Source organism: Pseudomonas sp. R1-15 (assembly GCF_051132085.1).
Classification (GTDB): Bacteria; Pseudomonadota; Gammaproteobacteria; order Pseudomonadales; family Pseudomonadaceae; genus Aquipseudomonas.
In genome coordinates, this window is the sequence record NZ_CP071660.1 from 2,542,028 (window position 1) to 2,554,595 (window position 12,568).

General features: G+C 63.8%; 8 protein-coding genes and 1 pseudogene. 6 read left to right on the forward strand and 3 right to left on the reverse strand.

The genetic code is table 11. The annotated features are described in order from the left end of the window. Positions 1-89: 89 nt before the first annotated feature. Together J3P97_RS11675 and J3P97_RS11680 are read right to left on the reverse strand one after the other, a co-directional pair. Complete coding sequence (locus J3P97_RS11675; protein WP_434674544.1) at positions 90-845, reverse strand: methyl-accepting chemotaxis protein; 756 nt, start codon at positions 843-845, stop codon at positions 90-92. Between the two features lie 150 nt (positions 846-995). Beyond that, positions 996-2,141: pseudogene (locus tag J3P97_RS11680) on the reverse strand (PDC sensor domain-containing protein); the annotation flags it as partial. A gap of 452 nt (positions 2,142-2,593) precedes the next feature. Here J3P97_RS11680 and J3P97_RS11685 point away from each other — a divergent pair. The 4 genes from J3P97_RS11685 to J3P97_RS11700 all read left to right on the forward strand — a co-directional run bounded on the left by J3P97_RS11685 (position 2,594) and on the right by J3P97_RS11700 (position 8,318). Beyond that, the gene (locus J3P97_RS11685) at positions 2,594-4,042 is read left to right on the forward strand and encodes an APC family permease (protein ID WP_434674212.1); all 1,449 of its coding nucleotides are present in this window, start codon (positions 2,594-2,596) and stop codon (positions 4,040-4,042) included. Positions 4,043-4,127: 85 nt separating this feature from the next. After that, positions 4,128-5,549, forward strand: coding sequence for an aldehyde dehydrogenase family protein (locus J3P97_RS11690; RefSeq protein WP_434674213.1), 1,422 nt, complete (start codon positions 4,128-4,130; stop codon positions 5,547-5,549). Positions 5,550-5,560: 11 nt separating this feature from the next. Then, on the forward strand, positions 5,561-6,910 hold the full coding sequence (locus tag J3P97_RS11695) for an aminotransferase class III-fold pyridoxal phosphate-dependent enzyme (protein ID WP_434674214.1): 1,350 nt from the start codon (positions 5,561-5,563) through the stop codon (positions 6,908-6,910). A gap of 82 nt (positions 6,911-6,992) precedes the next feature. Further along, positions 6,993-8,318, forward strand: coding sequence for a hypothetical protein (locus J3P97_RS11700; RefSeq protein ID WP_434674215.1), 1,326 nt, complete (start codon positions 6,993-6,995; stop codon positions 8,316-8,318). A gap of 177 nt (positions 8,319-8,495) precedes the next feature. Here J3P97_RS11700 and J3P97_RS11705 read toward each other — a convergent pair whose 3' ends face one another. Further along, complete coding sequence (locus tag J3P97_RS11705; RefSeq protein ID WP_434674216.1) at positions 8,496-9,248, reverse strand: IclR family transcriptional regulator; 753 nt, start codon at positions 9,246-9,248, stop codon at positions 8,496-8,498. Between the two features lie 274 nt (positions 9,249-9,522). Here J3P97_RS11705 and J3P97_RS11710 point away from each other — a divergent pair, with 274 nt between their 5' ends. Both J3P97_RS11710 and J3P97_RS11715 read left to right on the forward strand, forming a co-directional pair. Continuing rightward, the gene (locus J3P97_RS11710; protein ID WP_434624142.1) at positions 9,523-11,064 is read left to right on the forward strand and encodes an acetolactate synthase large subunit; all 1,542 of its coding nucleotides are present in this window, start codon (positions 9,523-9,525) and stop codon (positions 11,062-11,064) included. Between the two features lie 10 nt (positions 11,065-11,074). Further along, positions 11,075-12,565, forward strand: a complete 1,491-nt coding sequence (locus J3P97_RS11715) for an aldehyde dehydrogenase family protein (protein ID WP_434674217.1) — start codon at positions 11,075-11,077, stop codon at positions 12,563-12,565. Positions 12,566-12,568: the final 3 nt, after the last annotated feature.

Here is a 12,568-nt window from a genome sequence, read left to right on the forward strand (position 1 = left end):
TTCCCCAATATTGAACCGCCCATGGTAGGGACCGGAGCCAAGGTCAGGGGTGAAGCTTTGTAGGCGCTCTGTGAAATTGTGTAACCGCGCTAGATCCGAAAGTGTTCCACCAACCGCTGTTGATGGTTGGCCATGGCATGCAGCGAGTGGCTAGCCTCGGAGGCTTCGTGCATCTGGCCGCTCAAGGTTTCGCTGATGCCACGAATGCCGCTCACCCGATGGCTGATGCCTTCCACGACCGAGCTTTGTTCCAGGGCTGCGCTGGCGATCTGCTGGTTCATCTGTTCAATCACTTCCACGGCCCGGGTGATACGTTGCAGTGCCCCGTGGGTCTGCTCGACCTGGACCACACTGCCCCTGGCCAGCTCGCGGCTCGACTGGGTGCTGTGCACCACCTCCTGGCTCAGTTGCTGCAACGCTTCGATCACCGTGCGTATCTGCTCGACCGAGTTCTGCGTGTTGCTCGCCAGATGCCGGACTTCGTCAGCCACCACCGCAAAGCCGCGCCCCTGTTCGCCGGCGCGGGCCGCTTCGATAGCGGCGTTCAAGGCCAGCAGGTTGGTTTGCTGGGCGATGGCGCAGATGACGTCGAGCACCTGGTTGATCTGCTGGCTGTTGTCCGCCAGTACTCTGACCTGCCCAAGCGTTGCCTCCAGGCGCTGGTCCAGGGCATCGATGCTGTTGACGGCATTGGCGAACATTTCCTGCCCTGATCGACTGGCATTCTCGGCTACCGTTGCGGCATCGGCGGCCTGGTGGGAATGGCGGGCAACCTCCTGGGCGCTGGCGCTCATTTCGTGCAAAGCCGTCGCCGCCAGTTCTACCTCGCGGTATTGCTGCTGCATGCCCGTGCTGACTTCGCGGGCAACCCGCGCCGAGGTGTTGGCCGTCTCACGGGTGTCGAGGGAGGCTTGCTGGATATCCCGGATGATCGGTTGCAGTTTGTCGAGAAAACGATTGAAGCCGTCGGCCAGTCGGCCCAGTTCATCGTGCCGGGTGTTGGGCAGCCGCTGGGTGAGGTCACCGTCGCCTTCGACAATCGCATCAAGCATATGCGCCACCCTCAGCAGTGGCCGGGTCACGCCATATGCGCTGAGCCAGACAAGCAACAGGCCCAGCCCGGCGCAGAGCAACCCGAGGCTGAGGTTGAACCCGTTGGACTGGCGCTGCTTGTCGTCCAGTTGTGCCTGCATGTGCAAGGCGGGCGCCTGCACCAGTGCTTCCGGCACGCGTATCTGCAATTGCCAGGGACTGTTGGCCGGAGCGGTTTGCACCGTTTGCTGCACATCGACCGAAGCGCCCGCCACGGCGCCGCTGTGGCCGGCAATCTGCCCGGAGGGGGAGAGAATACTGATCTCGCTGTGGCCGGGGTACAAGTCATCGGCAAGGCTGGCGGCGAGTTGCTGAAGGGTATCCAGGCTGATGTCCATGCCGACGATACCGATGACTTTGCCCTCGTCCAGCAGCGGTATGGAAATGCTGCTCATCAGGGTCTTGCGGCCTTCGACTTCGATCGCGTAGGGCTCTGTCACGCATGTGCGCCCCTGGGTCTGCGGGCAGATGTACCAGGCGTTTTCCGGCTCGCTGCCCGGTGGCGCGGTGTTGGCGCTGATCTGGGCTTCGCTGAGCACTTCTTGCACCAGATGGCCGGGTTGGCTTTGTGACCAGTACAGGGCAAAGCGGCCGTTTTCATTGCCGGCGAGGTCGCGCTGCCCGGCGAAACCGGCGTCTGAACCGACCAGCGCGTCGGGAAGCAGCACCACGTAGAAACCGAGGATTTTTTCGCGCTTCGCAAGGGCCTGGCGGGTTGCGGCGATCAGGTCCTGGCGCAGTTGCCCTGGGGTCAGTCGCCCGTGCAATGCCTGGGTGCGCAGCTGAAGCACTTGTTGGGCAAAACCTTCGCCATAAATCGCTGTTTCGCTGAAAAAACGCTCCACCCGCTGACCGTGTGCCAGGGCCTGTGCCCGCAGGCCTTCCAAGGCCGATTGTCCTAGCAGCTGGCTGCTTTGCTGCTTCAGCAGCGTCGCGCCTTGCTGGTTCTGATACAGCGAGGCAGCGGTCAATGCCCCGACCACGGCGAGCAGGCACAGACCGCTCAACAGCGTGATCCGCCATTGGATAGAGAGACGAGCGAAGAACATGCTGAGGTTTCCTGCGCTTGGGGATTTTTATTGTTTTGGGCCCAACAGCGTTCGAACGGCGGGCCAGACTATCTTGCGGCAGGAAACGTCGCCCGGTTATCCCGAATCGGCAGCGTCTGCGCGTCGTCATTGAGCCAATACGCATCACTCATGAACACGCCGAATCCCTGTGGCGAGGGAGCTTGCTCCCGCTGGGTCGCAAAGCGGCCCCCAGTTTTCGGCCTGCTGCGCCCGAAGCGCCGGACCGGTCCAGCGGGAGCAAGCTCCCTCGCCACAGGGGCTGAGCCACTTTGGGGCATCGCTTCGGATGCTGCCGTTTTGGGATAGCGCAGGGTTCTGGCGAGGGCATAGCATCGGTTCCAGCGTACAACCAGAACAATAAGCTTTTGGCGAACGGCGCCGTTGGCCGTCCCGATCCCGCAACACTGCCTCATACAATAAGGTCAAGAACAATGAGCGTATCTTTCCCGATCAATAGCTCGACGGAGTTGAAGCGCGGCGCCCTGGGTGTCGGCTTCATCATCTTCTTTGTGATTTCGGCGGCGAGCCCCCTGAGCGTGATCGCCGGTGGCTTTCCCATCGGCATCATGCTCGGCAACGGCGCCGGTACGCCCGCGCTGCTGCTTCTGGCGTTGTTGGTATTGTTGGCCTTTTCGGCGGGATACACCGCCATGTCCCGGCACATGACCAATGCGGGCGGCTTCTACGCCTTTACCTCCCGTGGCCTCGGTGGGTTGGCGGGCGGGGCGGCAGGCGTGTTGGCGATGTTTGCCTACAACATTCTCCAGGTCGGCCTGTACGGGATGTTCGGCGGTGTGGTCAGTGGCACGATGGCCAGCATGTTCGGCCTGGAATTGCCGTGGTGGGCTTATTCGCTGCTGGCGATGGCGAGCGTTGCGATTCTCGGCTATCGCAAGATCGACCTGTCGGCCCGTGTGTTGTCGGTAGTGGTCATCGCCGAATACCTGGCGATCCTGACGCTGGACTTCGCCATGCTCAAGTCCGGTGGCGACAGTGGCATCAACCTCGATTCGTTTGACCGCAGCCACGTATTCAGCGGCACGCCTTCGATCGGCCTGTTGTTCTGTTTTGCCGCATTCATCGGCTTCGAGGCCACGACCATCTACGGGGAGGAGGCGAGGAACCCGCAGCGCACGATTCCCATTGCCACCTATGCGTCGGTGCTGTTGATCGGTGGTTTTTATGCGCTGTCGGTCTGGGCCATGGTCATCGGCGTCGGGGCCGACAAGATCGTCCCGACCCTGCAGGCGCTGCAGGATCCGACCACGTTCATCTACGGCCTGTCCGATCATTTTGTCGGCCCGCAGCTGACCCAGGTCATACGCGTGCTGTTCATGGTCAGCATCTACGCCGGGCTGCTGGCGTTCCACAATGCCGCGGCGCGTTACTTCTACGCCATCGGCCGGGACGGGCTGCTGCATAGCCGGTTGGGGACGACCCATCGCGTACACCAGAGCCCACACATGGGCTCGGTCCTGCAAAGCCTGATTGCCGCGGTGGTGGTGCTGATTTTCGCCGCGCTGGACGCCGACCCGATCCTGCAACTGTTCGCCTGGTTCTCCAACCTGGCCACCCTCTGCGTCATCCTGCTCATGGCGCTCACTTCGGCTGCGGTGCTGGTCTATTTCCGCAAACACCCGGAACTGAAACTCGGGCTGTGGCGCGGTCGGATCCTTCCCGGCTTTTCATGCCTGGCGTTACTCGCGGTGCTAGTCCTTGCCGTGCTGCATTTCGATGTGCTGACCGGCGCCAGCCAGCTCTTGTCCTACGGCCTGTGCGCCGTAATTCCGGTCGCGCTGATCGTCGGCGTGTTCCTCGCCGCCCGACTGCGCAAGGTCGCGCCCGAGCGATACAGCGCACTGGGTAGCCACAAGCTCTAGGGCGCCAACCCGGCAACGCCAATCACCCAGATAACCCGTTCGCTGCCGTTCCGCACGGTTCGGCAGTGCGTGAAAGGAAGGTTCCATGCACGATTATCAAATGCTCATCAATGGGCTCCCGGTCAACGGTGAAAATGGCCACTTCGATGTGCTCAATCCGGCCACCGGTACCGCGTTCGCCCGTTGCCCAGCCGGTTCCCTGGCCCAGTTGGACCTTGCTGTCGAAGCGGCGCAGTCGGCCTTTGTCGAATGGCGACACAGCAGCCACGAAGACCGCCGCCGACGTTTGCTGGATATCGCCGATGATATCGAGCAGGAGGCCGACGCATTGGCCCGGCTCATCGTCCTGGAGCAGGGCAAGCCGCTGGCGCTGGCGTTTTCCGAAGTCATGGGCGCTGCGGCCTGGACCCGCTATGCCGCCGAGCAGCAGATTCCCGTCGACCTGGTGGAGGAGACCCCGACCCAGCGCATCGAGCTGCATCGCAAACCCTTGGGCGTGGTGGCCTCGATCACACCGTGGAACTGGCCGTTCATGATCGCCGTCTGGCACATCATGCCGGCGTTGCGGGCCGGCAACTGCGTGATCAGCAAGCCTTCAAGCCTGACACCCTTGAGCACCCTGCGCCTGGTGGAAATCATCGCCGGTCATGTGCCTCATGGCGTGATCAATGTGGTGACCGGTGAACAAGGCTTTGGCCGCGCGATTACCTCTCACGCCGGCATTCAGAAGATTGTCTTCACCGGCTCGACCGCCACCGGCCAGAGTGTGATGCGCGGCGCCGCCGCCAACCTCAAGCGCCTGACCCTGGAGCTGGGCGGCAACGATGCTGCGATCGTGCTGCCCGGCACGCCGGTCGAGGCGGTGGCCGAGGATATTTTCCAGGCGGCCTTCCTCAACATGGGCCAGACCTGCGCCGCCCTCAAGCGTCTGTACGTCCATCAATCCCAATACGAGGCCTTTGCCGATGCGTTGACGGGCATTGCGGCGCGCCAGGTAGTGGGCGATGGCCTGGAGCCCGAGGTGACCTTCGGCCCGGTGCAGAACGCTGAACAATTGGCGCTGGTGGAGGCGCTGGTAGCCGACGCCCGTGGCCATGGCGCGCGGGTGCTGTGTGGCGGTGCGCGACTGGACCGGCCGGGCTTCTTTTACCCGCCAACCCTGGTCGCCGACGTCACCGATGGCCATCGCCTGGTGGACGAGGAACAGTTTGGCCCGGTGTTGCCATTGATCGCCTATCAGGACGTCGAGGATGTCCTGCGCCGCGCCAATGCCGGCGACATGGGCTTGGGTGGCTCGGTTTGGGGCAGCGATATCGAGCAAGCCCAAGCACTGGCCAGTCGCCTCGAAAGCGGCGTGGCCTGGGTCAACTGCCACGCGCAGATCCAGCCGAATACGCCGTTTGGCGGCAGCAAGATGTCCGGGTTCGGCGTCGAGTTCGGCCTTGAAGGGTTGCTGGAATTCACCGGCCAGCAACTGCTGTACGTACGCAAGCGTGAAACACAGTGAGGACTGCAACCATGTACGAGCACTACAAGACAGCGCAAAAGAAATTCTGGCATCCGATGAGTTCATCGGCCCCCGCGAACCGCTCGAAGACGTTGGTCATTGCCCGGGGCGACGGCAACTACATCACCGACATCGAAGGCCATCGCATGCTCGACGGTGTCGGCGGCTTGTGGAACGTGAACGTCGGCCATAACCGTGCTTCGGTGAAGGCGGCCATTGCCGCGCAGATGGATGAACTGGCGTATTACCAGACCTTCGACGGCATCGCGCATCCTCGGGTGTTCGATCTCGCCGAGCGGCTGACGTCGATGTTTGCCGAGGAAAACATGGAGCGGGTGCTGTTCAGTTCCGGCGGTTCCGACGCAGTCGAGACCGCGTTGAAAATGGCCCGCCAATACTGGATCGCCAGCGGCGAACCCGGACGGACGCGCTTCCTGTCGTTGCGCAACGGTTACCACGGCGTGCACATGGGCGGCACCTCGGTGGGTGGCAATGGCGTCTATCACTACAACCACGGGCCGCTATTGGCCGGTTGCCATTTGCTCGACACGCCCTGGCTGTACCGCAACCCCTGGGACTGCCGCGACCCGCAGGAGCTCACCGCCCACTGCATTCGTCAGTTGGAGGACCAGATCGCCTTGCTCGGTGCGCAGACCATCGCCGCGCTGATCGCCGAGCCAGTGCAGGGCGCCGGCGGCGTGATCGTCCCGCCGGCCAACTACTGGAAGAGCCTGCGCGAGGTGTGCGATCGCCACGGCATCCTGCTGATCGCCGATGAAGTGGTGACCGGTTTCGGCCGCACCGGCTGCATGCTCGGCAGTCGTGGCTGGGGCGTCGCGCCAGACGTACTGTGCCTGGCCAAGGGCATCACGGCCGGCTACGTGCCCATGGGCGCTACCGTGTTCAATCGGCGTATCGTCGAGGCGATCGAGAACGGGCCGGGTTTCAGCAGCGTGATCATGCATGGCTACACCTACAGCGGACACCCGACCGCTTGCGCCGCGGCTTTGGCGGTGCTGGACATCGTCGAGGCCGAAGATTTGCCGCGCAACGCCGGCAAGGTCGGCGCCCAGTTGCTGGAGCAACTGCAACCGCTGGCTGAACGTCACGCGGTGGTCGGCGAAGCGCGCGGCAAGGGCTTGATGATCGCTCTCGACCTGGTGGCGGACAAGGCCACCCGTGAACCGCTGGACCCGGCCACCGGGCTGGCCTCGCGCATCGCCGAGCATGCGCGCCGCGCCGGCGTGCTAGTGCGCCCGATCGGCAACAAGATCGTCCTCTCACCGCCGCTGACCCTCACCTCCGATGAGGCCGGCTTGATGGTCGACGCGCTGGATGACGCGCTCGCCAACTGCCGCTGACCCGGTCCACCGGCGTAGCGTGCTGCGCCGGCTCCCCAAATAAAAAAGCAGCCTGCAAAGGCGCACCACAAGGAGCTCAGCCATGCGGTCCCTAGCGCGTATGGAATTTTTCGGCAGCGGTCTTGCCTGCACGCTGGCGCTCTGCGCCGCGAGCCAGGTCCAGGCCTATGAGCTGTATGCCGATGACGACACGCACCTCAACGCCGACATGCTGGCGGTGTTCGGCCATTTCAACAGCCGCAAGAATTACGACGGCAGGTCCGGCGGTTCTACCTGGCGTGAGGGCTTCATCAAGTACGGATTAAGCGGCGACCAGGGTCTTGCCGGCCATGGCACCGCCTACGGCGCGTTCAGTCTGGTCAGTTCGGCCACCTGGGGCGATGGCGACGCGGCCGGCAATACGCTGGGCAGCGAGCGCACGACGAAGATCGAAGACGCTTACCTGGGCTGGCGCTCAGCCGATCTGTTCCCGGTGCTGGGACGGGACGGTATCGATATCTCCGGCGGCCGCCAGGTGGTCAAGCTGGGCCGGGGATTCCTGATCAACGATGACGGGCCCAACCTGGGCAAAGGCCCGGCGGACGGACGTTTGAACCGCGGTGGCGCCTACTACCTGGCCGCCCGGCATGCGTTCGACCAAACCGCCGTGTTGCGCCTGGGCGGGCAGGATGGGCTGCATGGCAGCGTGCTGTGGCTCAAGTCCGACAACCGCGCCCAGGCCGAAACCGAACTGGCCGCCGGCACGCTGGACTACACCACCCAGGCCGGTACGTTGGGGCTGACCTGGGTGCATGGCATGGACGTGAACGACCGCTGGGCCAGTGATTTCCAGCGCCAGCGCAAGGGCATGAACGTCTACAGTGTTCGCGGCGAGGGCGATGCCGGCATCGAGAACGCCAGCCTGGCCTTCGAATACGCCTGGCAAGACAAGGACGCCGGCCCGCAGAGCGCCTGGTACGCCGAGGCCGGCTACACCTTTGCCGATATCGCCTGGACGCCGAAGCTGACCTACCGCTACACCCGTTATTCGCAGAAATGGGACTCGCTGTTCACCGGCCAGAGCACCGGTTACGGCACCTGGTTCCAGGGCGAAGTCGCGGGGAACTATGCCGGCCCGTTCAACAGCAATACCGGCATCCACCATCTCGGCCTGACCGCCAGGCCATTGGAGAACCTGACCCTCGGTGCGTTGTACTTCGACTTCAACACGGTGCGTAAGGACAACGCCCTGAACCTGGATGCCCGGGAGCTGGACCTGTACGCCGAGTGGGCGGTGAACGAGCATTTGATCGTCACGCCGCTGATCGGCCTTTACAAGCCGGACCGGGATGCAACGACAGGGGGCAATCAAGTGAGCGGTAACGGCACCAACGTGTACAGCCAGGTGACGGTGGCAGTGCCGTTCTGAGGCAGGGGCTATTCGCTAAACCCTGTGGCGAGGGAGCTTGCTCCCGCTGGGTCGCGCAGCGGCCCCTCTTTTTTGGGCCTGCTACGCCCGAAGCGTCGGACCGGTCCAGCGGGAGCAAGCTCCCTCGCCACAGGTTGGGTGTTTTTTTAAGTGGTCGGTATGGCGCAAGATCCCTTTCTAGCCCACAGCAGGCGGATGTTGCATCCGCTCGGCAATCCGCCGAGTAGTCTCCATGACCATTTCAACCACGGTTTCCTGGCGCAGCAGCTTGAAACTGTGGGTGCTGCCGACGGCCGAAAGGCTGCCCACCACCTCATCGAGCCCGGGATTGATGATCGGCGCCGCGATACCGGTCAGCCCTTGGTTGAGCTCATCGTGCGTCAGGCAATAGCCGTCCTTGCGGATCTTTTTTGTCGCCTTGGAAAAACCCGCCCAGTCGTAGGTGTTCGCCGGGTCGTTGGCCAGGTGCTCGTCGAACAGCCGCTGCAGCCGTCGACCTTTCTGGAAAGCAATCAATACCTTGGATTGGGCACCGCGAAAAAACGGCAGCGGGTGGCCGCGGCCGAATGAGAACTGGTAGGTGTCATTCGGGTCGGCGATGTAGGTATTGATGATGTGACCGTCATAAAAAACGCTGGCGAACACGGCAAGGCCGGTCTGTTCCGACAGCTCGTGCATCAGCTCGCGCCCGGCGACGAGGATCGGGTCGTACTGACGCATCATCCAGTCAAGCTCGATGATGCGCGGCCCCAGGCCGTAGCTGCCGGCATCCACCCGGGTCAACAGGCCCGCATCACACAAGTCCTTGACGTAGCGGTACACGGTCGCCCGCGACAGGCCCATGCGTTCGGCGATGGTGTCGGGGTCGATCTTCAGTCGATCCGGGCCGAAGAGGTCCAGGACGCTCAGCATTTTGCTCAGGCTGCTCATTTCGCTCCTAAAAGGGGAGTGGCGCGTAGGTGGCCGTTTGGGTGAGCACTATAGGTAGGCGCGTCGCTGATGAAAAGCCTGCGCGGTCGTCCATGCGTGCGCTGCCAAGGTAACCCAATACCTGAGAAATACAAGCCTCGAGGCAAACGTTTAAGCTCGATAAAATCACGCAAATCTCAAAATACGAGTTTAATGTTAAAAAATAACTTGTTTTGTCGATTTTCATGTGTGATAAATCTCAGCCACTGCAAACGCTCGATGAAGAGGGCTGGAAATGAATGGTGCGCAACTGATAGTGAAGGCGGCGGTGGCAAGCGGTATCGAGTACTGCTTTGCCAACCCCGGGACGACCGAGATTCCCCTGGTGGCGGCCATGGCCAGCGCGCCAGCCCTCAAGCCGGTGTTGTCGTTATTCGAAGGGGTATGCACCGGCGCCGCCGACGGTTACGGCCGGATCGCCGGCAAGCCGGCGATGACCCTGACCCACCTCGGGCCGGGCTTTGCCAATGGCATCGCCAACCTGCACAACGCCCGTCGCGCCAACACGCCGATCGTCAACGTCATCGGCGACCACGCTTCATGGCACGTCAATTACGATCCGCCGCTGGCGAGTGATATCCAGGCGTTGGCCGGGAGCGTGTCCGGCTGGGTGCGCACCTCGCGCACGGCAGCGGGCATCGGCGAAGATTTCCAGGAAGCGGTGCGCGCCGCCTGGCAAGCCAAGGGCCAGATCGCCAGCCTGATACTGCCGATGGATCTGCAAGCCAGCCCGGTGCAGCGGGAAAAAGCCTTCAGCTCTTTGCAGGCGCCGGTCCGGCGCTTTGCCGGTGATCGGGTCGAGGCAGTAGCGCGGGCGCTGCGTGACGGTCGGCGGCTGGTGTTCATCGTTGGCGACCAGGGCCTCTCGGTTGCCGGCCTGGAAGCGGCGGGGCGCCTGGCCCGGTTGGCCGGCGTGCGGATGTTCGCCGAAACCTTCCCGCGCTTGAGCTATCGCGGCGGTGGCCTGCCGGACCTGGATCGCCTGCCTTACTTTCCCGAAGTGGCCATCGAAATCCTCGACCAATACGACGCCGTGGTCTGCGCCGGCGTCCCGGAGCCCATCAGTTACTTTGGCTACGAAGGCATTGCGTCGCGGCTGGCGGAGCGTGAGCGGCTGTTGTGCCTGGCCGAGGTGGGCGACGACGTTGCCGGAGCGCTCACCGCACTGGCCGATGCGCTTGAGGCGCCGGCGCATATACCTACGCCGATCGGGATCGAGCTGCCCGCCGCCGAGGCTGAACTGACGCCTCAGTCGGTCGGGCAGGTGCTGGCCGCGTCGCTGCCGGACGACAGTATCGTTTCCGTCGAAGGCGGCACGTGCGGTTATCCGTTTTTCACCGCCTCGGCCCATGCCGCGCGGCATCGCGTATTGACCAATACCGGCGGCGCCATCGGCCAGGGGATTCCGGTGGGATTCGGCGCCGCCATGGCCGAGCGGGGCAACAAGGTGTTCTGCCTGCAATCGGACGGCAGCGCCCAGTACACCATCCAGACGTTATGGAGCATCGCCCGCGAACAATTGCCGGTGGTGATCCTGATCGCGGCCAACCATCGCTACGCGATCCTGCAGAACGAACTGCGCCGCTTCGGTATGACCGAGCTGGGCCCCGAGGCCTTGAGCCTGACGGTGCTGGACCGTCCACGCATCGACTGGAAAGCCCTGGCCAGAGGCTACGGCATGCCGGCCAGCACGGTGCATACCAATGGCGAGTTGCAGCGCGCCCTGGCAAACGCCAAGGCCGACGGCGGCCCGTGCCTGATCGAAATGGCGCTGTGAAGGAGCGGATATGAGCCAGATCCAATTGTTACCTGCCGTCGAGCAGTTCCTGTCGCAGCCGGGGCGCCTGTTCATTGGCGGCACCTGGCAGGACGCCGCCGGCGGCCTCCAGTTCGCCGTGGAAAACCCGGCCACCGAACAGACCCTGGCCGAAGTGGCCGAAGGCGCTGAGCGGGACGTCGACGCCGCCGTCGCTGCCGCCCGCGCAGCCTTCACCGGCAGCTGGGCACAGCAGTCGCCGGCCCAGCGCGGCCTGTTGCTGTTTCGTCTGGCGGAGCTGCTCGATCAGCATCGCGAAGAGCTGGCGCAACTGATCACCCTGGAAAACGGCAAGCCGATTGCCACGGCCCGTGGAGAAGCGGCGAGCGCGGCCAACATCATTCGCTACTTCGCCGGCTGGCCGACCAAGATCGAAGGCAGCACGCTGCCAGTGTCGCCCGCCAGCGGCGCACCGATGCTCAACTACACCCTGCGCGAACCGGTGGGCGTCTGCGCATTGATCGTGCCGTGGAACTTCCCCCTGACCATGTGCGTGTGGAAGCTCGGCCCGGTATTGGCGACCGGTTGTGTCGCGGTGCTCAAGCCCGCCGAGCAGACGCCCCTGGTTGCGATTCGCCTGGTGCAGTTGATCGAGGCCGCCGGATTCCCGGCCGGCGTCGTCAACCTGCTCACCGGCCTCGGTGCCCAGACTGGCGCACCGCTGGCCGGGCATCCGGACGTCGACAAGATCGCCTTCACCGGCTCGACCCAGGTCGGCCGGCTGATCGCCCAGGCGGCCACCGGCAACATGAAAAAGGTCTCCCTGGAGCTGGGTGGAAAGTCGCCGAACATCATCTTGCCGGACGCCGATATCGTCCGCGCCGCCAAGGGTGCCGCCGACGGCATCTTCTACAACCAGGGCCAGGTCTGCACCGCCGGCTCGCGTCTCTACGTACACGCCAGCGTCCTCGACCAAGTGCTTGAAGAACTCCAGCGCCACGCGGCCGCGCATGTCCTCGGGCCAGGCCTGGATCCGGCCAGCAGCATGGGCCCGCTGGTCTCGGCCCGGCAATTGGGCACGGTCCGTGGCTACCTGCAACGGGGCCAGGAGGAGGGGGCCGAACTGATCTGCGGTGGCGACCGGCCGGCCCATCTTGAACGCGGCCACTTTATCCGCCCCAGCGTGTTTCTCGACCGTGCCGAGCGCGCCTGCGTCGCCCGGGAAGAAATCTTCGGCCCGGTGCTGACCGTCATGAGCTGGACCGAAATCGACGAGCTGGTGTTGCGCGCCAACGACTCGCCGTACGGGCTGGCGGCCGGCCTCTGGACCCGTGACCTGCGTTCCGCCCATCGCGTGGCCGCGCAGCTGAAGGCCGGGTCGGTGTGGATCAACTGCTGGAACGTCGTCGACCCGGCGTCGCCCTTCGGCGGCTACAAGCAATCCGGTTGGGGGCGGGAAATGAGCAAGAACGTGATCGATGCGTACACCGAAACCAAAAGTGTCTTTGTCGATCTGGCCTGAGCG

Excerpts from the sequence above, each read along its gene's own strand:
- J3P97_RS11675 (WP_434674544.1), bottom strand. The coding sequence starts at position 845 with ATGCAGCAGCAATACCGCGAGGTAGAACTGGCGGCGACGGCTTTGCAC.
- J3P97_RS11685 (WP_434674212.1), top strand. The coding sequence starts at position 2,594 with ATGAGCGTATCTTTCCCGATCAATAGCTCGACGGAGTTGAAGCGCGGC.
- J3P97_RS11690 (WP_434674213.1), top strand. The coding sequence starts at position 4,128 with ATGCACGATTATCAAATGCTCATCAATGGGCTCCCGGTCAACGGTGAA.
- J3P97_RS11695 (WP_434674214.1), top strand. The coding sequence starts at position 5,561 with ATGTACGAGCACTACAAGACAGCGCAAAAGAAATTCTGGCATCCGATG.
- J3P97_RS11700 (WP_434674215.1), top strand. The coding sequence starts at position 6,993 with ATGCGGTCCCTAGCGCGTATGGAATTTTTCGGCAGCGGTCTTGCCTGC.
- J3P97_RS11705 (WP_434674216.1), bottom strand. The coding sequence starts at position 9,248 with ATGAGCAGCCTGAGCAAAATGCTGAGCGTCCTGGACCTCTTCGGCCCG.
- J3P97_RS11710 (WP_434624142.1), top strand. The coding sequence starts at position 9,523 with ATGAATGGTGCGCAACTGATAGTGAAGGCGGCGGTGGCAAGCGGTATC.
- J3P97_RS11715 (WP_434674217.1), top strand. The coding sequence starts at position 11,075 with ATGAGCCAGATCCAATTGTTACCTGCCGTCGAGCAGTTCCTGTCGCAG.